Source organism: Methylobacterium sp. M6A4_1b, assembly GCF_053345175.1.
The window spans coordinates 20,177-40,232 of the sequence record NZ_JBKEZQ010000026.1 but is presented as its reverse complement, the minus strand read 5'-3'; the positions used below and the strand labels follow the sequence as shown (position 1 = coordinate 40,232).

The following is a 20,056-nucleotide window of genomic DNA, read 5'->3' as shown; positions in this document are numbered from 1 at the left end:
GGCGTCTTGGCCCCGTTCATGGCCGCTCCTGCCTCAGGGGCCTCCGGAGCCCGCCACGCCGGCGGCGGCGCAGGCGCCAGAGGCCGCGCAGGATGAGCGTTCCGAGGGCGACGAGGGGGAGCCAGGGCAGGCTCACGATGGCGAGGCGCAGGGCGGCCCCCGCGCTGGCCCCGAGGGTGGCACCGGCCTGATCCCAGACCTCCTGCACCGGTGCCAGGGGGCCGGAACGGGCCTGGTCCGCCCGGAAGGCGACGGCGACGGTTTCGGTGTCGACCCGCTGCTGGAGGCCGCGCTGCTGGGCTTCGCCCTCCTCGATCTGAGACTGGACCTGGGCCAGTTCCTGGGCGATCCGGATGAGGTCCTCGACTCGGGTATCGGGCTTGGCCGCCAGGGCGTCGAGGCGCTCGCGATAGGCGGTGCGCTGCGCGAGGCGCCGCCCGCCGTCCTCGATGGCACGGGTCAGGTCGTCGGCCCGCGTCGCCTGGCGCCGCACCACGACGTCGCCCGACTGCTCGCCGGCCAGGGGCGCCGTGAGAAACGCGACGTACGCGTCCACCGCCGCGTGGGGGAGCCGGACCTGGATCTGCGCCTGAGGCCGGCCGGAGGGGCGCGAGCCCTCCTCCAGCGACGCGGACACCAGGACGCAGCCCGGCGCGGTCCCGGTCAGGCAGCGGTCCCGCGCCGCCGTGAAATGCGCGCCGACGCGATCCGCCGGCAGGCCGATGGTCAGGTCGTGCGCGTAGGCGAGCTTGGCGGGGTTCCACTGGGCCTGGGCGAGCGGGCTGACGGGGGCGGCACTGCGGGCCGCGTCGGGGGCGGCCCGCTCCCTGGAATCCGTGCAGCCTCCGAGGCCGATCAGCGCCGCGAGGCCGAAGGCGACCAGCGGCCGCCGCCGGAAGCCGGCCGCACCACGCCGCAGGGCCGCGCGGCGGTTCATCCCGCCAGGGCCTCGGCGACGGCGTCCTGATCGAAGCCCTTGAGGCCGATCACCACGAGGCGGCCGTCGCGCGGCTCGGTGGATGTCCAGGGCCGGTCGTAATGGTGGGCGATGCGCGCGCCGACGCCCTGGACCACGAGCCGCATCGGCTTGCCGGTCACCTCGGCGAAGCCCTTGATGCGCAATACGCCCTCCGTCTCGGCGGCGCGGGCGACCCGGATGGCCAGGTCCTCGGCGGAGGCCGCGACCGCCACCGGCAGCGCCACCGAGTCGAAGTCGTCGTGGTCGTGGTCCTCGCCCTCGCCGTGGTGGGAGGGACGCGCGTCGAGGTCGTCCTCGGCGGCGGCCTCGATTCCCAGGATCACGCGGGGGTCGAGGCGGCCGTGCTCGGCCTCCACCATCTTCACCGCGCGGGGCAGGTGCCCGGCCACCTCGGCGCGGACCTTGGCGCGCCCGGCCTCGTCGAGGAGGTCGGCCTTGTTCATCACCACGAGGTCGGCACAGAGGAGCTGGTCCTCGAACACCTCTTCCAGGGGATTGTCGTGATCCACGCTGGCGTCGTCCGCGCGCTGGGCGGCCAGCGCCGCCGGATCGTCGGCGAAGAAGCCGGCGGCCACGGCGGGACCGTCGATGACCGCGACCACGCCGTCGACCGTCACGCGCGAGCGGATCGCCGGCCACTGGAAGGCCTGGACCAGGGGTTTCGGCAGGGCGAGGCCCGAGGTCTCGATGAGGATGTGCTCGGGCGGATCGGCCCGGTCGAGAAGCTTGTTCAGGGCGGGGACGAAATCGTCGGCCACGGTGCAGCAGATGCAGCCGTTGGCGAGCTCGACGATATCCTCGTCGCCGCAGCCCTCGATGCCGCAGGCGGCCAGGAACGAGCCGTCGAAGCCGATATCGCCGAACTCGTTGACGATGATGGCGAGGCGCCGCCCGTTGGCGTTCTCCACGAGGTGGCGCACCAGGGTGGTCTTGCCGGCCCCGAGGAAGCCGGTGACGATGGTGCAGGGGATCTTGGCGACGAGGGTCATTCGGCGGCGTCCGGATGGGGGGTCGCCGCGACAGGCGGCAAGGGAGCGGGAAACGGCGGGATGCGGGCGACGACGCCCTTGCGGAATTCCTGGGGCCTCGCCTTCCACGGCACGATGCCGTCCGGCGTCTCGGCATAGAGCGCGAGGCCGTCCAGGATGGTGGCGGCGGATTCCACCGGGTCGAGGTCGCCGTAGACGTAGGTCCAGCGCCCCTGCGACGCCACCGCCACCGTGCAGGGCCGCTTGCAGACGGAGAGGCATTCGACGCTCTCGACCGTGATGCCGGGGTGGCCGCCGGCGCTGACGGCCTCCTGGAGGGCGGCGAGCAGGCGGGCGCCGGCGCGCGGCTCCGACGCGTCGCCCGTCGCCCGGCAGGTGGCGCAGACGTAGAGGGTCACGGGCGCGGCGGTTTCCAGCTCAGGCATGGACGGCCCGGCTCCGGCCGAACAGGCCCCAGGCCCAGCCATAGGCCAGCCCGATCACCGCCCAGAACACGAAGGCGATGCCCAGCGAGCGCGCGGCGAATTGTGCCGCGTAGGAGGCCGGCAGGTTCGAGGCGGCGTGGCTCGCCTCCGGCGCGCCCGCCAGATGCGGCGCGACGAGGAGGACGATGCCGCCCGCGATCGTGATCGGCGCCCGCCGGATCGCGATGAGATACAGCCCCACGGCGGTGGCCACGGCCGTCATCACCCACCAGAACTGGCGGTCGGCCAGGGGCGCGGCCTCCATGCCGGGGAGTTCCGGCGCGAGGCCGAGGGCGGGGGCCAGCGCCACCGCGAGAAAGCCCCCGACGGCGAAGCGCAAGCCCGTTTCGGGATTGGGCTCGCGGTTGCAGGCGAGCAGGACGGCGCCGAGCAGGAGCGCGTAGCCGACGCCGCCCACGAGCGTGGCCAGGGCCGTGAAGGCCATGCGCGGCAGGCCGGGGCCGGGCTGCCACGCGGGTGCGACCTCGCCGCCCGCGACGGACGGGTCCTTGGTGCCGTGATCGTGACCGCCGTGCACGCGCACGATCAGCGAGGCGCGGGTCGGCAGGACGGGTGCGGCGGAGGCCTGCGTCTCGTAGCGCTCGGCCGCGATGATGAGCGGCGAGGTGAGCGCGAGCTGCAGGCCCGTCGCGACGACAGCCGCGAGGAAGCCGGCGACCAGGGCCGCCGACACGAGCCGGATGATCATGAGAGGTGCTGCCTTAAGCGGAGGCGCTCAGTGGCAGGGGAAGTTCTGGCTGTGGCGGAAGTCGTGCGCCGCGTTGTGCAGCGCCATCGCCGGGGCGAAGCCCGCCATGAACACGAGGCCGAGGCCGAGGAAGGCGGCCACGAGCACGGCGCCGAGGCGCTCGTTGGTGCGGGTGCCGGTCAGGACGAGGGTGTTGGTCGACATCAGGTCATCTCCTGGCCGCCCCGCCGGCGGCCGTCACGAATCGCGCGGGTGGACGGCAGGTCCACTCTCGGAGGCAGGTCTCCTGGCTCGCGGGTCGCTGGTCCTGCCGCCTTCCCGGATCGCTCCAGTGGCCGATGGCAGTCCCGTCTCCGCTCACAGTTGCGGGGGCAGCCGCGGTTTCAGGGTCGCCCCCTCACCGCATTCCCTTTTCACCCCGTTCCCGGGGCACCGTCCGATCCACGCTTCTACGCGGTTGCCGATCTCCTGACAACGCGACCCGGGCGGTTTCGCGCCTTTGACCTCGAGCCCCGATTTCGGGCACAGCATTCCGCATGCCGCACCCCACGCCCCGAATGACCCTCGTGCTCGGAGGCGCGCGCTCGGGTAAGAGTGCTCACGCCGAGGCGCTGATCGAGGCGTTCCCGCGACCCTGGCTCTACCTCGCCACCGCCCAGGCCTGGGACGATGAGATGCGGGCGCGCATCGCGCTCCACCGCGACCGCCGCCCGGACGGCTGGATCACGCAGGACGTGCCGCTCGCCTTGGCCGAGGCGGTCGCCGCCGCGACCGGGCCGGTGCTCGTCGATTGCCTGACCCTCTGGCTCACCAACCTGATCCTGTCGGAGGCCGACCTGGAGGCCGCCACCGCCGCGCTGCTCGCGGCCTGCGCGGCGGCGCCCGGCCCGGTGGTCCTCGTCGGCAACGAGGTCGGCCTCGGGATCGTGCCGGAGAATGCGCTGGCCCGCCGCTTCCGCGACGCCGCCGGACGCCTGCACCAGCGCCTCGCGGCGCAGGCGGACCGCGTGGTGCTCACGGTGGCGGGCCTTCCCCTGATCGTGAAACCCCAGCCCGGAGCCACCCCATGAACGATGCCGACCGCCATCGCGAGAAGATGGAGAAGCGCAAGGCCGTGCAGGACGCTGAGGTTGCGGAGAAGACGATCGAGAAGGGGCTCCTGATCGTCAATACCGGCCCGGGCAAGGGCAAGACCACGGCGGCGCTCGGGTTGATGCTGCGGGCCCTCGGCCATGGCTGGCGGGTCGGCGTCGTGCAGTTCATCAAGGGCGCCTGGGACACGGGCGAGAAGCACGCCCTCAAGGCCTTCGGCGATCGGATCGACTGGCACACCCTCGGCGAGGGCTTCACCTGGGAGACCCAGGACAAGGCCCGCGACATCGCCGCCGCCGAGCATGCCTGGGCCAAGGCCCTCGACCTCATGGCCGACCCGACGATCCGCCTGGTGGTGCTGGACGAACTCAACATCGCGCTGCGCTACGACTACCTGGACCTCGACGCCGTGGTGGCGGCCTTCCGGGCGCGCCGACCGGACCTCCACGTCATCGTCACGGGGCGCAACGCCAAGCCGGCCCTGATCGAGGCCGCCGACCTCGTCACCGAGATGGGCAGCGTGAAGCACCACTTCGCCGCCGGGGTGAGGGCGCAGGAGGGGATCGAGTTCTGATGCGGGTGGCCATCGCTGCTGTCGCGCTGTCCATGCTGGCGGGAACCCACGGAGTCCGCGCCGATCCTGCGCCGACCTGGCCCGCCACCTATCTCGGCCGCGTCGAGGCCCTGGCGGTGATGGAGGGGCTGCTCGCCCGGCTGCTCGCCAGCCGCTCCGCCACCGCGACCCTCGAAGGGTGGTGCGCCGAGCATGGGATGGCCGCCAAGCCCCGGCTCGCGGCGAATCTGCAGCGCGGGCTGGACAAGCCGGCCTCGGACGAGACCCGACGGCGCCTGAATGCCGGCTCGGACACGGTCCTCCGCTACCGTCAGGTGAAGCTCGCCTGCGGCGACCACGTCCTGTCCGAGGCGGACAACTGGTACGTGCCGGAACGCCTGACGCCGGAGATGAACCGCCTCCTCGCGACGACCGACACGCCGTTCGGCCGGGCGGTCCAGGCCCTCGGCACGACGCGGCAGACCATCGGTGCGGAGTTCCTGTGGCAGCCCCTGCCGCACGGGTGGGAGCAGGCGCCACCCCCGGCTGCGACCTGCGGCGCCCTCGCGATCCCCGACCAGCTGTTCCGGCACCGGGCCGTGCTGTTCACGGCGGAACGGGTGCCGTTCGCGGAGGTCGTCGAGACCTATGGGGCCGCCGTCCTGGCCTTTCATCGCGCCGTGCGGCCAGCCGATCCGGCCTGCGCCGCGTCCCCGTCGGCGCGGCCTCAGCCATGACCCGCGCCATCATGATCCAGGGCACCGGCTCGGATGTCGGCAAGTCGCTGATCGTGGCCGGTTTGTGCCGGGTCTTCGCGCGCCGGGGACTCGCCGTGCGGCCCTTCAAGCCGCAGAACATGTCGAACAACGCCGCCGTCACCGCCGATGGCGGCGAGATCGGGCGGGCGCAGGCGCTGCAGGCTCGGGCGGCCGGGGTAGCGCTCTCGGTGCACATGAACCCGGTGCTGCTCAAGCCGCAGAGCGAGACCGGCAGCCAGGTCGTGGTTCAGGGCCGCATGGTCGGCACCGCCAAGGCGCGGGACTACCAAGCCTGGAAGCCGCGCCTCCTCGCCTCCGTGCTGGAGAGCTTTTCGCATCTGAAGGCCGAGGCCGATCTCGTGGTGGTGGAGGGCGCGGGTTCGGCCTCGGAGGTCAACCTGCGGGCCGGCGACATCGCCAATATGGGCTTTGCCCGCGCCACCGGCACGCCCGTGATCCTGCTCGGCGACATCGACCGGGGCGGCGTCATCGCCAGCCTCGTCGGCACGAAGGCGGTCATCGACCCCGCGGATGCCGCGATGATCCGGGGGTTCCTCGTCAACCGCTTCCGCGGCGATCCGAGCCTCTTCGCGGACGGCATGGCCACCATCGCGCAGGCGACCGGCTGGCCGAGCTTCGGGCTGATCCCGCACTTTCCCGACGCGGCCCGCCTGCCGGCGGAGGACGCGCTCGGCCTCGCGGGCTCCGGCGCCGGGGCGGCCCGGCGCAAGGTCGTGGCCGTGCCGGTGCTGCCGCGCATCGCCAATTTCGACGACCTCGACCCGCTCCGGGCCGAGCCCGACGTGGCGGTGGTGCTCGTGCGCCCGGGCGAACCGATCCCGGTGGCCGACCTCGTGCTGCTGCCGGGCTCGAAGACCACCATCGACGACCTCGAAGCCCTCCGCGCCGAGGGCTGGGACATCGACATCCGCGCCCATGTCCGCCGCGGCGGGCGGGTGCTCGGGCTCTGCGGCGGCTACCAGATGCTCGGCCGGCGCATCGACGACCCGCACGGCATCGAAGGCGCGCCCCGCTCGGTGCCGGGCCTCGGGCTCCTCGACATCGAGACCGTGATGACGCCGCTCAAGCACCTCGCGGCCGTCACCGGTACCAGCCTGCCGGACGGCGTGCCGTTCGTGGGCTACGAGATGCATGTCGGCGACACCACCGGGCCGGATACGGCGCGTCCGGCGATCCGGCTCGCGGACGGTCGCTCCGACGGCGCGGTCTCGGCCGACGGCCGCGTGACCGGCACCTACGTGCATGGCCTGTTCGCCGACGACCGCCAGCGCGGCGCCTGGCTCGCCCGCCTCGGGGCGGCCCCGAGCGGGCTCGCCTACGAAGCCGGCATCGAGGCGGTGCTGGACCGGCTGGCCGATCATCTCGAGGCGCATGTCGCCTGCGAGTCGCTCCACGCCCTAGCGTTGTAGCGGCCGGAGAGATTAGGCTCGGCCTCGATCGCCCGGCTCACGACGGGCGCGGCGAGGAAGCACCCGATGGTCCCGGCCCCTCCCCAGGTGGATGCGCGCGTCGCCGAGGCGACGATCCGCACCGTGACGCTCCGGCTGATGCCGCTCCTCGGGGTGATGTACCTCATCGCCTATATCGACCGGCAGAACATCTCCTACGCCAAGTTGCAGATGGTGGGCGACCTCGGCCTCAGCGAGAGCGTCTACGGCCTCGGAGCGTCGCTGTTCTTCCTCGGCTATTTCCTGTTCGAAGTGCCGAGCAACGTGATCCTGGAGCGGGTGGGGGCGCGGCGCTGGTTCGCCCGGATCATGCTCACCTGGGGGCTGATCACCATCCTCCTCGGCTTCACCCAGAACACGACGATGTTCTACATCTTCCGCCTTCTCCTCGGCGTCGCGGAGGCGGGGTTCTTCCCCGGCGTCCTGTTCGCCTTGACCCTGTGGTTCCCGCAATCGCACCGGGCGCGGATGATCGGCTGGTTCATGATCGCGAGCGCGCTCGCCAACGCGGTCGGCGCGGCCATCGGCGGCGCGCTCCTCGACCTCGACGGCACCCTCGGCCTCCAGGGCTGGCAATGGGTCTTCGTCGCCACCGGAATCCCCGCCCTGGCCCTGGCGGTCATCGTCCTGCGCATCCTGCCCGACGGGCCGGACCAGGCGCCCTGGCTCAGCCGGGAAGGGCGCGACTGGCTGAGCCGCACCCTCGCGGCCGAGCGCGAATCCGTCGGGAAGGTCGAGCACGGCAATCCTTTCGCCGCGCTCCTCGATCGGCGGGTCTGGATGCTCGCCTCCGTCTACGTCGCCTTCCCGCTGGCCGCCTACGGGCTCAGCTACTGGTTGCCCACCGTGGTGCGCAGCTTCGCGGTCTCGAACACCGTCAACGGCTTCATCAACATCATCCCGTGGCTGATCACGGCGCTGGCCCTGTGGTGGGTGCCGCGGCGAGCGGCGCGGACGGGCGACCAGGTCTGGCACGTGGTGGTGCCGGGCCTCGTCGCGGCGCTGGCCCTGGTCCTCAGCGTCCTGCTCCCGGGCTCGGTGCTGAAATTCGCCTGCCTCTGCGTGGCCGCCGCCGGCGTCTTCTCCGCCCAGCCGGTCTTCTGGTCCCTGCCGGCGACCTTCCTCAAGGGGGCGAGCGCGGCGGCCGGGATCGCCGCCATCAATTCGGTGGGCAATCTCGGCGGTTTCGTCTCCCAGAACGCGGTGCCGTTCATCCGCGACCGGACCGGCAGCGACCTCGCGCCGATGTACTTCCTGGCGGCCTGTCTCGGCCTCGGCGCGAGCCTGATGTTCGTCGTGCTCTCGGCGCTCCGCCGCGACGCCGCGCGCCGGGTCGCGGCGCAGGCGGAGCCCGGCCTCAGGGTGGCGTGAGTGCGGGCGGGATCGAGACCGTGTAGGCGTGCGGCGCCCCGTTCCGCAGGCTGTCGAACAAGACGATGATCCGGTCCGGCCCGAGCGGGACCGCGGCCTCGGCCTTGCCGTCGATGATCTTGCCCTTCCCGTTCTCGCCGCGGACCGGCGCGAGGGTGGCGACGGGGGTCAGGGTGCCGGACGGCAAGTCGGCGAGGGACAGCCGGTAAGGCACGGGCAGGCCGTTGCGGGACGAGCCCGTGAGCACCAGCATCCGTCCATCCGGCAGGATCGTGAGGTCGCGGATGCCCGCATCCGTCCCGGCCTCCAGGGCGATCGTCGTGACGTCGGCCGACAGGGCGGCCGGCCCCTCCGCGAACAGCGCCTCGACCGGAACGGAGACGAGAAAGGCCCTGCCGCCGAGACTCGGCGCCCGCAGGCCCGCGTAGAGCCGCCCGCCGACGACGGCGAGGCCTTCGATGTTCAGCCCGTTCGGCTGCGTCGTGCCCTCCGGGGGCCGGGCGTTCCAGTCGAATTCCAGGTCGCGCAGCACGAAGTCGCGCACGGGACCGGCGGCCATCAGGGCGTCGAACAGGCGGTAGGTGCTCACCGTCTCCGCCGCGGCTGTGCCGTCGGCATTCGGGCGCAGGCGGGTGAGGATCATCGACGAGAGCTTGTACTTGCGCTTGCCCCGCGTGCAGCCGTGCGAACCGGTGACGTAGAAATAGGGCTCGGCATAGGCGACGGCCTCGCCGTCGAGCTGGTTGAACTTGCCCGGGCCGCCGCTGCAATGGGACTGCGTGGGGGGCGTGCCGCGGATGCCCGGCGAGGGCGCCGTGCCGAGGTCGTAGGCGGAGGCGCCGGGTGTCAGCGTGGTCGCGCCGAGGCGGACGAATTGCGCGCCGCGATTCTCGTCGTTGACCACGACGCAGAGGCGGGTGCCGTCTGTGTCCGCCGCTCGGCAGGCCATGCCGCTGATGTCGTAGGCCTGGCCGACCTGACCGTCCTCGATCGCGCCGTCGAAGTCCCGGGTCACCGTGAAGGGCGTCGGCGGTGCCTCGACGGCGCGGGCGGGCGCCGGCACCGCGATGCCGAGGGCGGCCAGGGCAAGCCCGGGCACGGCGACGTGCCGGACGCGCGTCTTCATCGACCGGATCATGGGAGGGCAACCTTGAGGAGGACGAGGATCAGGAGGGCGAGCCCGAACAGGAATCCGCACGCCGTGCGGTAGAGCGCAAGCGCCCGCTCCACGTCGGCGGGCGTCGCCGCGGCGCGGCCGTCGCCCATCCAGCCATCCTCGATGCGGGTGGTGCCGTAGGTGCGCGGGCCGGCGAGGCGAAGACCGAGGGCGCCGGCCATGGCGGCCTCCGGCCAGCCGGCATTGGGCGAGCGGTGGCGGCCGGCATCCCGCCGGACCGCCCGCCAGGCAGTGCCGGCCGAGGCGCCGGGATGGAGGGCGGCCGCCGCGACGATCAGCAGGGCGGTCAGCCGCGAGGCCGGCAGGTTCACGAGATCGTCGAGGCGGGCGGCGGCCCAGCCGTAGGCCTCGTGGCGCGGGGTACGGTGGCCGATCATGCTGTCGGCGGTGTTGATCGCCTTGTAGAGCGCGCCTCCGGGCAGGCCGCCGACCCCGATCCAGAAGGCCGGCGCCACGATGCCGTCGGAGAAGTTCTCGGAGAGGCTCTCGATGGCGGCGCGGCAGATGCCGGCCTCGTCGAGGGTCTCGGGGTCGCGTCCCACGATCATCGACACCGCGACCCGCCCGCCCGCGAGCCCGTCCCGGCGGAGATCGGCCGCCACCCGGGCGACGTGGCTGTGGAGGCTGCGCTGCGCCGGCAGGCTCGCCGCGAGCAGGGCCAGGACGAGGATCGCCGGGAAGGCGCCGGCGGCGCCGGCCAGCGCGGTCAGGGTCAGGGCGAGGCCGCCGACGATTCCGAGGAGCACGAGAAGCGCGGCCACGCCGGCGAGCCGGCGTCGCGCGGGCGCGCCGCGGTTCCAGTGCCGGTCGAGGCCCGCGATCAGCGCACCGATCCAGGTGACAGGATGGCCGAGCGCCCTGTAGAGCCGGTCCGGATAGCCGGCCGCTGCCTCGACGGCCAGCGCGAGCACCAGGACGATGAGCGTATCGGGCGGATGGGTGAGGGCGGTCCAGGACATGCGGTCTCGGTGATGGCGCGCGGCCCGGGGATGGGGAAGGCGATCGCCCATGGGGGCGACCTCGATGCCGCCCGGCGCCTCTTCCCGCAAGCGCCCGAGCCCTGGATCGATCTCTCCACGGGGATCAATCCGGTGCCCTATCCGTGTCCGGCCCTGGAGGCCAGCGCCTTCCACCGTCTGCCTTCGGCCGCCGACCTCGGCGCCCTGCGGGTGGCCGCCGCGCAAGCCTACGGGGTGGACGATCCGGATCGGATCGTCGCCGCACCCGGAACCCAGATCCTGATCGAAACCCTGCCCCGCTTGGTGGCGCGCGCCCGCGTCGCCGTGGTGGGGCCGACCTATGCCGAGCACGCCGCCGCCTGGGTCCGGGCCGGCCACGCCGTCGCGACCGTGCCGGGGCTCGGGACGGCGCGGGATGCCGATGTGGTCGTCGTCGTGAACCCGAACAATCCGGACGGGCGCCGCTGGGAGGCCGGGACGCTGCGGGCTCTGGCCGGCGACCTCGCCGGCCGCGGCGGCCTCCTCGTCGTCGACGAGGCCTTCGCCGACCTCGAGCCGATCGAGACCCTCGGGCCTTCCCTCGGCCCGGGCCTCGTGGTGCTGCGCTCCTTCGGGAAGACCTACGGGCTCGCCGGGATCCGGCTCGGCTTCGCCCTCGCGGAACCCGGCCTCGCGGCCGTGCTCGCCGAGGCGCTGGGACCTTGGGCCGTGTCGGGGCCCGCTCTCGCCATCGGTCGCGCCGCCCTGTCCGACGCGGCCTGGCGCCGGGAGGCCGCCATCGCCCGCGCCGAGGATGCCGCGCGCCTCGACCGCATGATCCTGCGGGCCGGCGGCACGCCCATCGGCGGAACCCGCCTGTTCCGCACCGCGGACTTCCCCGACGCGGCCGGCCTGTTCGACCGCCTCGGCGCGGCCGGGATCTATGTCCGGCGCTTCCCCGAGGCGCCGGCCCGCCTGCGCTTCGGCCTGCCGGCGGACAAGGCGGCCTGGTGCCGGCTGTCGCGCATCCTCCGGTGAGGCTGCGTCAGACGCCGCGTCTCGGCTCCAGCAGGTTCACGAGGAAGCCCGCGCCCGACAGGAGGAGGCCGACGGCGCAGACGCCGGACCAACCGGCCATGAGGAAGGCCTGCGAGCCGGCGAAGGCCCCGAGTGCCCCGAATACGAACATCACCGTGAACAGTACGGTGTTGATCCGCCCGCGCGCGCTCGGCACCAGGGCGTAGACTCGGGTCTGGGTGGCGATGAGCGCGGCGTTCAGGCCGATGTCGATCAGGAGGACGCCGAGGCCCACCGCCACCAGGGACCAGGCGCCGCCGGCCCACAGCACCGCGAAGGCCGCGACCACGAAGAGGGCGCCGGCCACCACCATCGGCCGCGGACCGCGCCTGTCCGTGAAGCGGCCCGAGAGCGGAGCCACGAAGGCGCCCGCGACGCCGATCACGCCGAACATCCCGGCTCCGGCTGCCGTGAGGTTGAAGGGCGGCGCCTCGACCAGCAGGGCCAGCGTCGCCCAGAAGGCGTTGAAGCTCGCGAACAGCAATCCCTGCGACAAGCTCGACCGGCGCAGCGCCGGCTGACTGCGCACGAGGTGGAGGATCGACAGCATCAGGGCGCGGTACCGCAGGGGCCGGGTCTGCGGGATCTTGGGCAGCGTGGCGGCGGCGATGCCGGCCATCGCCAGCGCCACGATCGCGGCGGCGAAGAACACGGCGCGCCAGCCGTACTGGGCACCGACGAGGCCGCTGGCCGTGCGCGCCAGCAGGATGCCGGTCAGGAGGCCGGTCATCACTTGGCCCACCACGCTGCCGCGGGTGGCGTCCGGCGCCAGCTCCGCGGCGAAGGGCACCGCCTGCTGCGCCGCCGAGGCCAGGATGCCGATGACGAGGCCCGACAGCGCCAGGCAGGGAAGGTTCGGGCTCAGCGCGGCGGCCAGCAGCGCCACGGCGAGGCCGAGGGTCTGGCCGATGATCAGGCTGCGGCGGGAGAGGCTGTCCCCGAGCGGTACCAGGCCGAGGATGCCGAGCCCGTAGCCGACGAGGGAGGCCGTCGGGACCCAGAGGGCCGCGCGCTCGCCGAACTCCCCGACGAGGAGCCCGAGCAGGGGCTGGTTGTAGTAGATGTTGGCAACGGCTCCGCCCGCGATCAGGGTCAGCCCGAGCCGGGCGCGCGGCGTGAATCCCTGGCTCCCGGTGCCGGCGGTCCGCATCCCGCCGCTCATGCGCTGCGGTCCAGGGCAGATCTGAGCCCGAGCGGGCGCGACGACGGACAGACTCGGAGGGTCATGGATGGGATCTCGGAGGTCGACGAAGCCGGCGCCGCGACGGGATCGAGGTGCCGCGATGGCATCCGCAGCCCGGTTAAGCCTGCGCACCCGCTTCGGCAACCTCGCCTGGTCCCGGGCGCGACGCGCAACGGCCTTTCGCAACCGGCTCCGCGGCATAGGCAGACCTTGGCCTCCTCTTGCGGGAGCGTGACCTTTGTCTTGGCACCTTGGGATCGGCCACGTCGTCGCGGGGCGCTTTCCGCTGGATTTCAAGATTCCCATATACCAGTTGTTATGAGCGACCAGAGTTCCGGGGAGCTTCGTGCAGCCTGCACTTGGAATTCTTCGCGACTTGCGCTCTGATTGAAATGGAAGTCGGTGAGTCGCGGTGTTCGCGCAGATCGGGCAGGCGTTCTGGAGAGGCCTCGCTCATCGACCAGGGAGTTTCGGATGGCGACGTACCGCGTCAACTTTGCCAAGCAGATCCTCGGGGTGCCGTTCACGGTCGGCTCGGTGGACATCACCCGCGCCCGCGACCCGATGCGCGCCCTGCGCGCCGCCGAACTGCGCTTCGCCCGGCAGCACGGCGTCGTCGACTGGCGCGAGCGGGCCGATCAGGCGGAGATCGCCGCCGCTTCCGGCCAGGACTGAGCTCGGGCAAGCCCGACGCGGTGGCCTGGCCGCACACGTCTTTACGGCTACGGTCTCTGGTCCTGCGCGCGCCGCCGCCCTAAGGTAGCGACCGAGCCGGGACCCAACGACACGGGGGCTCCGGCGCGCCCAGGTCGGGCGCCAGCGAAGGGGCAGGCAGCGGGCCATGGCGGCGATCTCTTTCTTCGGCGATCTGCTCCAGACGATCAGCGACCGCGGCCGGGATCTGATCGGCATCGGCCGCGGCGATCTCGCGGCCCGCGCCAACGCGCAGGAACTGGTCAAGCTCTGCGAGGATCTGATCTCCCGCCGGGGCGAGGCCTCCGGCGTCGCCCTGGCCCGACTCATCCTCGAGCGCTACGCCACCCTGGCGGGCCCCGAGCGCGCCAGCTTCCTGCGCCTCGTCGCCACCGAGTTCGCGGCCGATCATGCCGCCGTGGACGAGGCGATCGCCGCCTACCGGGCCGATCCGACCCGGGCCGCCCTGGGGGCGCTCCACGACGCGGCCGAGCCGCGCAGCCAGGAGCTCATCCGCCGCCTGAATCTCGCCCGGGACGGAACCCGCGCCCTGGTGCGGATGCGCGAGGACCTGTTCGGACTTCGCCGCGACCTCCGGCGCGAGGAGGCCGATCCCGACCTCATCGACGCCGCCGACAGCCTCGACAGCGATTTCGAGCACTTGTTCGCCTCCTGGTTCAACCGCGGCTTCCTGGTGCTGCGCCACATCGACTGGACGACCCCGGCGCACATCCTCGAGAAGATCATCCGCTACGAGGCGGTGCACGAGATCACCGGCTGGGACGACCTGCGCCGCCGGATCGAGCCGACCGACCGGCGCTGCTTCGCGTTCTTCCACCCCGCCCTGGTGGACGAGCCGCTGATCTTCGTCGAAGTCGCGCTCACCGCCGGCATCGCTCCCGCCATCGCGCCGATCCTGGCCCATGAGCGCGAGGCCCTGGCCCTGAAGGCCGCCACCACCGCGATCTTCTACTCGATCTCGAACTGCCAGAAGGGACTGGCCGGGGTCACCTTCGGCAATTTCCTGATCAAGCAGGTGGTCGAGGATCTCGCCCGGGAGATCCCGAGCCTGAAGACCTTCGTCACCCTCTCGCCGGTGCCGGGCTTCTCCGCCTGGCTCGACCGCGAGCGCCGCTCCGACGCGCCGCAGGGCCTGACCCGCGACGACGTCGAGGCCCTGCGCCTCATCGACGAGCCGGACTGGCAGAGCGACAAGGCCAAGTCCGAGGCCGTCCGCAAGGCGATGATCCCGGCGGCGGCGGCCTACTTCCTGCGCGCCAAGAACGAGCGCGGCCGCCCCCTCGACCCGGTCGCGCGCTTCCACCTCGGCAATGGTGCCCGTCTGGAGCGCCTGAACTTCCTGGGCGACGTCTCGGCCAAGGGGCTCGCCCAGTCCCGCGGATTGATGGTCAACTACCTCTACGACCTCTCGGCCATCGAGAAGAACCACGAGACCTATGCGAATCTCGGCACCGTGGCCGCCTCCAGCGCGGTGAGCCGCGAATTGCGGAGCAACCTTCCGCCGATGCGGGCGGTGGCGCTCGCCGAGGCCTGATCCGCCCGCGCCGCGCTTGAGCGACGCCGCATTTCCCGCCATTCCGATGGGGCGAAGCGAAGATCGTAGGAAACCGGCGATCGACAGCGTATCCGTCGTTACCATTTCCGTCCCCCCACGTCCGAAACGCCGATGACCAATCACCTCTTCGACCTCGTTCGCCAGAACCTGCCGGCCGATCCGGCCGCCAAGCTGTTCCTGGAAACCGGCGAGGGCGCCCGCTACTCCTATGCCGACCTCATCGTGCGCTCGGGCGCCTATGCGGCGGCCCTGGTGGCGGCGGGGGTGAAGCCCGGCGACCGGGTGGCGGTGCAGGCCGAGAAGAGCGCGGACTTCCTGTTCCTGTACCTGGGTGCCGTCCGCGCCGGGGCGGTGTTCCTGCCCCTCAACACCGCCTACACGTCCACCGAGATCGCCTACTTCCTCGGCGATGCCCGGCCGGCGCTGTTCGTCTGCGATCCGGCCAAACGCGAAGCCCTCGCGCCCGTGGCCCGGGATGCCGGCGTGCCCGCCCTGCACACCCTCGACGCGAAGGGGCACGGCACCCTGGCGGAGGCCGCCGACGCCCAGACCGAGGCCTTCTCGGACGTGGCCCGCGGCCCGGACGACCTCGCCGCCATCCTGTACACCTCTGGCACCACCGGGCGCTCCAAGGGCGCCATGCTGAGCCATGAGAACCTGGCCTCCAACGCCCGCACCCTGGCGGAGGCCTGGCGCTTCACGGCCGAGGACGTGCTGCTGCACGCCCTTCCAGTGTTCCACACCCACGGCCTGTTCGTGGCCACCAACACCGTGCTGTCCACCGGTGGCACGATGCTGTTCCTCGGGCGGTTCGACCCGGCCCAGGTGCTCGCCCTGATGCCGCGCGCCACGGCCATGATGGGGGTTCCGACCTTCTACACCCGCCTCCTGAAGGAGGCCGCGCTGACGCCGGAGGTCACCGCGGGCATCCGCCTCTTCGTCTCGGGCTCGGCACCGCTGCTCGCCGAGACGCATCGGGACTGGGAAGCCCGCACCGGCCACGCCATCCTCGAGCGCTACGGCATGACCGAGACCAACATGAACACCTCGAACCCCTATGCGGGCGCGCGGGTGGCCGGCACGGTCGGTCCGGCTTTGCCCGGGGTCGCCGTGCGGGTGGTCGATCCGGAAACGGGGGCGGTCCTTCACGCCGATGCCGTCGGCATGATCGAAGTGAAGGGCCCCAACGTCTTCCAGGGCTACTGGCGCATGCCCGAGAAGACGGCGGCCGAGTTCAAGGCCGACGGATTCTTCATCACCGGCGACCTCGGCAAGATCGATCCGGACGGCTACGTCCACATCGTCGGGCGCGGCAAGGACCTCATCATCACGGGCGGCTACAACGTCTACCCGAAGGAGATCGAGAACGAGATCGACGCGCTCCCCGGTGTGGTGGAATCCGCTGTGATCGGGGTCTCGCACCCGGATTTCGGCGAGGGCGTCACGGCGGTGGTGGTGGGCCGGGCCGACGTGCCGGACGAGGCCGCCATCCTGCGCACCCTCGAAGGGCGTCTCGCCCGCTACAAGTGTCCCAAGCGCGTGCTCTTCGTCGACGAACTGCCGCGCAACACCATGGGCAAGGTTCAGAAGAACGTCCTGCGGGAAACTCATGCACGGCTCTACGGAGCCGGCGGCGCCTGAGGCTGCGCCCCGGGCGCGTCCCTCTGTCCGGACGCTCTGACCGCTACGCCGCCCGAACGCTGCCGAGGAAGCGCTGCACCTCGGCGTTGAGGTGCTCCGACTGCCGCGACAATTCGCCGGCGGCACCGAGCACCTCGGTGGCGGCCGCCCCCGTCTCCTCGGCCGCCTGCGCGACGCCCGCGATGTTGCCCGTCACCGCTTGGGTTCCGGCCGAGGCCTGGGCGACGTTGCGGACGATCTCCTGGGTCGCGGCGCCCTGCTGCTCCACCGCCGCCGCGATCGCCGTCGCCACCGCGTTGATGTCGCGGATGCGGGTCGTGATCGAGCCGATCGCCGCCACCGCTTGCCCGGTGGCGCCCTGGATATGCCCGATCTGCTGGGAGATCTCCCCGGTCGCCCGGGCGGTCTGGTTGGCGAGTTCCTTGACCTCGGCGGCAACCACCGCGAAGCCGCGCCCGGCTTCCCCGGCCCGGGCCGCCTCGATGGTGGCGTTGAGCGCCAGGAGGTTGGTCTGGCCCGCGATGGTCGAGATCAGGCCGACGACGTCGCCGATCCGGGACACGGCGCCGCTGAGTTCGTGGACGAGGGCCGAGGTGGTGTCCGCCTCGGCGACGGCGGATTGCGCGAGGTCGGCCGAGTTCGAGACCTGACGGCCGATCTCCTGGACCGAGGTGCCGAGTTCCTCGGCGGCCGAGGCGACGGTGTTGACGTTGACGGCGGCTTCCTCGGCCGCCGCCGCCACGGTGGTGGATTGCGACGCGGTCTGGGAGGCGGTGGCCGTCATGGACTGCGCCGTGACCTGCAACTCGTTGGAGGAGGACGAGACCATGCCGACGATGCCGCCCACCGCCCCCTCGAAGCGGTCGGCCAGCTCGACCATCGTGCGGCGGCGCTCCGCGAGCGCGGCCGCGTCGGCGATGCGCCGGACCTCGGCCTCCTCGGCGGCCTTGCGGGCCACCATGGTCTTGATGCCGTCCACGGCCTTGCCGACCGCACCGATCTCGTCGCTGCGCCGCGCCTCCGCGATGTCGGCGTCGATGGCGCCCTCCGCCATCCGGCGCAGGACCGCGACGAGGCGGCCGAGCGGCCGGGTGATCCCGAACACCACGATGCTCCCGCACAGGAGGGCGGCGAGGACGAGCCCGATGACCGCGAACGCGATCAGGTTCTCGATCGTGCCGGACACCTCCGCCTCGAGGGCCACTTTACCGGCCTGCATCTGCTCGACGATGACGCGCGTGCGCTGATCCACCAGCGCGTTCAACTGGGATCGCGCGGGCGGGCCTTCCCGCAGGATGATCTCGATCGCGGTGGCGTCGTCGTTTCGGAGTCCGTGCTCGAGGCCGCGGTTCAGGGCCGCGAAGTAGCTGTTCGTCGCCACACGCACTTCCTCGGCGATCTTTCGGCGCGCAGGCGAGTCGGCCAGCGTCACCAGCTTTTCGATCGACTCGTCGGCTCGCGCGACGGCGGCCCGATACAGCTCTTGGTACCGCGCCATCTCCGTCTGCCGGGATTCCAGGATGACGTTGTGCGCCATCAGGCCGGCCTCGGAAACGTTCATCTGAAGCCTCAGATACGCCTCCTGGCGCGCGCTGAGGACTTCGATCACGTTCCGCGTCTGGCCGGCGACCCCGTCCAGCTTGGTCCGTGCATAAAGGACAAGTCCGATCGTCAGAAGACCCAGGGCGACGAGGGGGATGGCGATCTTGGCCAACACGCTGGCTCTGTTGACGAGTTTCACGATCTGCGCTCCCGCTGTCTTGACGACGCGCCGCCCGTCGCATGGGTCGGCAAGACGGGTCTCTATTCTAGTCTTCCTAAAATTCCATTATTCAGTCGTCGCTTCTATATTGATGGTATTTTGACTGAATATACCGAGATATTTCGGGATTTGAATCGTGTATCGGATCGAATGTCGGGTATCCCGACGGGACGGTTCGTGTGAGTCTCGACGAGAGATCCGGATGATGCGAGCGGGCGTGATGCGCCAGCACCGGTTCGCGAACGCGACGGCCGTGCGGCGGGCGGGTTCGTGCCGGAAAGACGCTTCGAATCCGGCGGCGAGAACTTGACCGTCCCCTGAGCTGTACTTCGGACCGCTGGCGCGAAGGGCTCCGCGGGGGCCGGGCCGGCAGGCTCCGGAACGGTCAAGCCTGCATCACGTTGATGCCACGCGCCGAGCCATCGCGCGGTCCCGTGCCGTCCAGCTTCCTCCCGGTCCAGCCATGCCCGCTTCGCCCCGCCCCAACCCCGCGCACGCAGGCGATGCGGGGAGCCCGGTCCTCTGGACGCTTCTGCTCGGAACGACCCTGATCGTGCTCGCGGCGGGACCGCGCCGCGGGGCTGCGCCACGCGCGCCCGCCCCGCTGCCCGAGCCGGGCGAGGGGCAGGGGGCGCGCTCGTATACGGGGGCGGTGGCCGAGCGGGTGGCCGCCACGCAGATCGAGCGGGGCCGCGCCGCGCGCTCGCCCGCCGAGATCTCGGCATCCGGCTGGAAGGACATTCTCTACCGGGTCTACCTGGAGTTCAACAAGGACCGGGTGCTCTCGGTCGCCGCGGGGGTGACCTTCTACTCCCTGCTCTCGCTGTTCCCGGCTGTCGCCGCGCTCGTCTCTTGCTACGGCCTCGTGGCGGACGTGAACTCCATCAACGAGCATCTGGCCAGCATGCAGGGCGTGCTGCCCTCCGGCGCCATCGAGATCATCGGCGACCAGGTCAAGCGCATCGCTGCCAAGGGCACCGGCAGCCTCGGGCTGACCTTCTTCACCAGCCTTCTGCTCTCGGTCTGGAGCGCCAACGCCGCCATGAAGGCGATGTTCGACGCCCTGAACGTGGTCTACGAGGAGGAGGAGAAGCGCTCCTTCATCATGCTGAACCTGCGCTCGCTCACCTTCACCATCGGGGCTCTGGTCTTCACCATCCTGGCGCTCACCGGCATCGTCGTGCTGCCGGTGGTCTTCAAGTTCGTGGGCCTGAGCGACACCGCCTGGCTCATCGCCCTGCTGCGCTGGCCGGCCCTCCTGCTCGTCCTGCTCGGGGGCCTGTCCCTGCTCTACCGCTACGGCCCGAGCCGCGAGCGCCCACGCTGGCGCTGGGTCGGCGTCGGCGGCGCTGTGGCCGGCCTGCTCTGGCTCGGCGCTTCGATCCTGTTCTCCTGGTACGTGTCCAGCTTCGGCAACTACAACGAGACCTACGGATCCCTCGGTGCGGCCATCGGTTTCATGACCTGGATCTGGATTTCCACCACGATCGTTCTGCTCGGCGGCGAGATCAACGCCGAGATGGAGCATCAGACAGCGCGCGACACCACCACCGGACCCGAACTGCCCATGGGGGCGCGCCGGGCACGGATGGCCGACACGCTCGGCGCCGTGGCCTGAGGGCGGT

19 protein-coding genes and 1 riboswitch are annotated in these 20,056 nt (G+C 71.8%); of the genes, 10 read left to right on the top strand and 9 right to left on the bottom strand.

Annotation, left to right across the window (positions count from 1 at the left end):
• Positions 1 to 16 precede the first annotated feature (16 nt).
• Genes ACLBWX_RS19295 through ACLBWX_RS19275 form a run of 5 tightly spaced genes read right to left on the bottom strand, consistent with a single transcriptional unit; the run spans position 17 to position 3,345 of the window.
• Positions 17 to 937 carry a DUF4349 domain-containing protein gene (locus ACLBWX_RS19295; protein WP_447678606.1) on the bottom strand — a complete coding sequence of 307 codons (921 nt, stop codon included), beginning with the start codon at positions 935 to 937 and terminating at the stop codon, positions 17 to 19.
• Entirely contained in the window at positions 934 to 1,968 is a 1,035-nt protein-coding gene (gene cobW / locus ACLBWX_RS19290) for a cobalamin biosynthesis protein CobW (protein WP_447678605.1), read from the bottom strand. The genes ACLBWX_RS19295 and cobW overlap by 4 nt, the downstream gene beginning before the upstream one ends.
• On the bottom strand, positions 1,965 to 2,393 hold the full coding sequence (locus tag ACLBWX_RS19285) for a DUF1636 family protein (RefSeq protein ID WP_447678604.1): 429 nt from the start codon (positions 2,391 to 2,393) through the stop codon (positions 1,965 to 1,967). Before ACLBWX_RS19285 ends, cobW begins: the two co-directional genes overlap by 4 nt.
• Entirely contained in the window at positions 2,386 to 3,141 is a 756-nt protein-coding gene (locus tag ACLBWX_RS19280; protein ID WP_447678603.1) for a CbtA family protein, read from the bottom strand. The genes ACLBWX_RS19285 and ACLBWX_RS19280 overlap by 8 nt, the downstream gene beginning before the upstream one ends.
• Before the next feature lie 27 nt (positions 3,142 to 3,168).
• Positions 3,169 to 3,345, bottom strand: coding sequence for a CbtB domain-containing protein (locus ACLBWX_RS19275; RefSeq protein WP_055947494.1), 177 nt, complete (start codon positions 3,343 to 3,345; stop codon positions 3,169 to 3,171).
• Positions 3,346 to 3,400: 55 nt separating this feature from the next.
• Positions 3,401 to 3,594: riboswitch (cobalamin riboswitch) on the bottom strand.
• Between the two features lie 83 nt (positions 3,595 to 3,677).
• Between ACLBWX_RS19275 and cobU the strand changes: the two genes are divergently transcribed.
• From cobU to ACLBWX_RS19250, 5 genes are all read left to right on the top strand, one after another.
• Entirely contained in the window at positions 3,678 to 4,211 is a 534-nt protein-coding gene (gene cobU, locus ACLBWX_RS19270; protein WP_447678602.1) for a bifunctional adenosylcobinamide kinase/adenosylcobinamide-phosphate guanylyltransferase, read from the top strand.
• Positions 4,208 to 4,807 carry a cob(I)yrinic acid a,c-diamide adenosyltransferase gene (gene cobO / locus ACLBWX_RS19265; protein ID WP_447678601.1) on the top strand — a complete coding sequence of 200 codons (600 nt, stop codon included), beginning with the start codon at positions 4,208 to 4,210 and terminating at the stop codon, positions 4,805 to 4,807. The genes cobU and cobO overlap by 4 nt, the downstream gene beginning before the upstream one ends.
• Positions 4,807 to 5,523 carry a hypothetical protein gene (locus ACLBWX_RS19260; RefSeq protein WP_447678600.1) on the top strand — a complete coding sequence of 239 codons (717 nt, stop codon included), beginning with the start codon at positions 4,807 to 4,809 and terminating at the stop codon, positions 5,521 to 5,523. Before cobO ends, ACLBWX_RS19260 begins: the two co-directional genes overlap by 1 nt.
• Complete coding sequence (locus ACLBWX_RS19255; RefSeq protein ID WP_447678599.1) at positions 5,520 to 6,974, top strand: cobyric acid synthase; 1,455 nt, start codon at positions 5,520 to 5,522, stop codon at positions 6,972 to 6,974. Before ACLBWX_RS19260 ends, ACLBWX_RS19255 begins: the two co-directional genes overlap by 4 nt.
• 66 nt (positions 6,975 to 7,040) lie before the next feature.
• The gene (locus ACLBWX_RS19250) at positions 7,041 to 8,384 is read left to right on the top strand and encodes an MFS transporter (RefSeq protein WP_447678598.1); all 1,344 of its coding nucleotides are present in this window, start codon (positions 7,041 to 7,043) and stop codon (positions 8,382 to 8,384) included.
• On the opposite strand, the gene ACLBWX_RS19245 is transcribed toward ACLBWX_RS19250, so the two are convergent.
• Both ACLBWX_RS19245 and cbiB read right to left on the bottom strand, forming a co-directional pair.
• On the bottom strand, positions 8,371 to 9,510 hold the full coding sequence (locus ACLBWX_RS19245) for a DUF3616 domain-containing protein (RefSeq protein WP_447678597.1): 1,140 nt from the start codon (positions 9,508 to 9,510) through the stop codon (positions 8,371 to 8,373). The two genes, ACLBWX_RS19250 and ACLBWX_RS19245, sit on opposite strands and share 14 nt — an antisense overlap.
• Positions 9,511 to 9,518: 8 nt before the next feature.
• Positions 9,519 to 10,520, bottom strand: coding sequence for an adenosylcobinamide-phosphate synthase CbiB (cbiB, locus tag ACLBWX_RS19240; RefSeq protein WP_447678596.1), 1,002 nt, complete (start codon positions 10,518 to 10,520; stop codon positions 9,519 to 9,521).
• 12 nt (positions 10,521 to 10,532) lie between these two features.
• Here cbiB and cobD point away from each other — a divergent pair, with 12 nt between their 5' ends.
• Complete coding sequence (gene cobD / locus ACLBWX_RS19235; protein ID WP_447678595.1) at positions 10,533 to 11,537, top strand: threonine-phosphate decarboxylase CobD; 1,005 nt, start codon at positions 10,533 to 10,535, stop codon at positions 11,535 to 11,537.
• Positions 11,538 to 11,544: 7 nt separating this feature from the next.
• On the opposite strand, the gene ACLBWX_RS19230 is transcribed toward cobD, so the two are convergent.
• Positions 11,545 to 12,738, bottom strand: coding sequence for an MFS transporter (locus ACLBWX_RS19230; RefSeq protein WP_447678594.1), 1,194 nt, complete (start codon positions 12,736 to 12,738; stop codon positions 11,545 to 11,547).
• Positions 12,739 to 13,233: 495 nt separating this feature from the next.
• Between ACLBWX_RS19230 and ACLBWX_RS19225 the strand changes: the two genes are divergently transcribed.
• The 3 genes from ACLBWX_RS19225 to ACLBWX_RS19215 all read left to right on the top strand — a co-directional run bounded on the left by ACLBWX_RS19225 (position 13,234) and on the right by ACLBWX_RS19215 (position 16,669).
• Positions 13,234 to 13,434 carry a hypothetical protein gene (locus ACLBWX_RS19225; protein ID WP_447678593.1) on the top strand — a complete coding sequence of 67 codons (201 nt, stop codon included), beginning with the start codon at positions 13,234 to 13,236 and terminating at the stop codon, positions 13,432 to 13,434.
• A gap of 166 nt (positions 13,435 to 13,600) precedes the next feature.
• A complete protein-coding gene (locus tag ACLBWX_RS19220; protein WP_447678592.1) occupies positions 13,601 to 15,007 on the top strand; it encodes a malonyl-CoA decarboxylase in 1,407 nt (468 codons plus the stop codon).
• Between the two features lie 132 nt (positions 15,008 to 15,139).
• Positions 15,140 to 16,669 (top strand): malonate--CoA ligase, encoded by a 1,530-nt coding sequence (locus tag ACLBWX_RS19215; protein WP_447678591.1) that lies wholly within the window; start codon positions 15,140 to 15,142, stop codon positions 16,667 to 16,669.
• Between the two features lie 43 nt (positions 16,670 to 16,712).
• On the opposite strand, the gene ACLBWX_RS19210 is transcribed toward ACLBWX_RS19215, so the two are convergent.
• Positions 16,713 to 18,410 (bottom strand): methyl-accepting chemotaxis protein, encoded by a 1,698-nt coding sequence (locus tag ACLBWX_RS19210; RefSeq protein WP_447678590.1) that lies wholly within the window; start codon positions 18,408 to 18,410, stop codon positions 16,713 to 16,715.
• A gap of 484 nt (positions 18,411 to 18,894) precedes the next feature.
• Between ACLBWX_RS19210 and ACLBWX_RS19205 the strand changes: the two genes are divergently transcribed.
• Positions 18,895 to 20,049, top strand: coding sequence for a YihY/virulence factor BrkB family protein (locus ACLBWX_RS19205; RefSeq protein ID WP_447678589.1), 1,155 nt, complete (start codon positions 18,895 to 18,897; stop codon positions 20,047 to 20,049).
• Positions 20,050 to 20,056: the final 7 nt, after the last annotated feature.

Coding starts and splice junctions, on each gene's coding strand:
- ACLBWX_RS19295 (WP_447678606.1), bottom strand. CDS start 937: ATGAACCGCCGCGCGGCCCTGCGGCGTGGTGCGGCCGGCTTCCGGCGG.
- cobW (WP_447678605.1), bottom strand. CDS start 1,968: ATGACCCTCGTCGCCAAGATCCCCTGCACCATCGTCACCGGCTTCCTC.
- ACLBWX_RS19285 (WP_447678604.1), bottom strand. CDS start 2,393: ATGCCTGAGCTGGAAACCGCCGCGCCCGTGACCCTCTACGTCTGCGCC.
- ACLBWX_RS19280 (WP_447678603.1), bottom strand. CDS start 3,141: ATGATCATCCGGCTCGTGTCGGCGGCCCTGGTCGCCGGCTTCCTCGCG.
- ACLBWX_RS19275 (WP_055947494.1), bottom strand. CDS start 3,345: ATGTCGACCAACACCCTCGTCCTGACCGGCACCCGCACCAACGAGCGC.
- cobU (WP_447678602.1), top strand. CDS start 3,678: ATGCCGCACCCCACGCCCCGAATGACCCTCGTGCTCGGAGGCGCGCGC.
- cobO (WP_447678601.1), top strand. CDS start 4,208: ATGAACGATGCCGACCGCCATCGCGAGAAGATGGAGAAGCGCAAGGCC.
- ACLBWX_RS19260 (WP_447678600.1), top strand. CDS start 4,807: ATGCGGGTGGCCATCGCTGCTGTCGCGCTGTCCATGCTGGCGGGAACC.
- ACLBWX_RS19255 (WP_447678599.1), top strand. CDS start 5,520: ATGACCCGCGCCATCATGATCCAGGGCACCGGCTCGGATGTCGGCAAG.
- ACLBWX_RS19250 (WP_447678598.1), top strand. CDS start 7,041: ATGGTCCCGGCCCCTCCCCAGGTGGATGCGCGCGTCGCCGAGGCGACG.
- ACLBWX_RS19245 (WP_447678597.1), bottom strand. CDS start 9,510: ATGAAGACGCGCGTCCGGCACGTCGCCGTGCCCGGGCTTGCCCTGGCC.
- cbiB (WP_447678596.1), bottom strand. CDS start 10,520: ATGTCCTGGACCGCCCTCACCCATCCGCCCGATACGCTCATCGTCCTG.
- cobD (WP_447678595.1), top strand. CDS start 10,533: ATGGCGCGCGGCCCGGGGATGGGGAAGGCGATCGCCCATGGGGGCGAC.
- ACLBWX_RS19230 (WP_447678594.1), bottom strand. CDS start 12,738: ATGAGCGGCGGGATGCGGACCGCCGGCACCGGGAGCCAGGGATTCACG.
- ACLBWX_RS19225 (WP_447678593.1), top strand. CDS start 13,234: ATGGCGACGTACCGCGTCAACTTTGCCAAGCAGATCCTCGGGGTGCCG.
- ACLBWX_RS19220 (WP_447678592.1), top strand. CDS start 13,601: ATGGCGGCGATCTCTTTCTTCGGCGATCTGCTCCAGACGATCAGCGAC.
- ACLBWX_RS19215 (WP_447678591.1), top strand. CDS start 15,140: ATGACCAATCACCTCTTCGACCTCGTTCGCCAGAACCTGCCGGCCGAT.
- ACLBWX_RS19205 (WP_447678589.1), top strand. CDS start 18,895: ATGCCCGCTTCGCCCCGCCCCAACCCCGCGCACGCAGGCGATGCGGGG.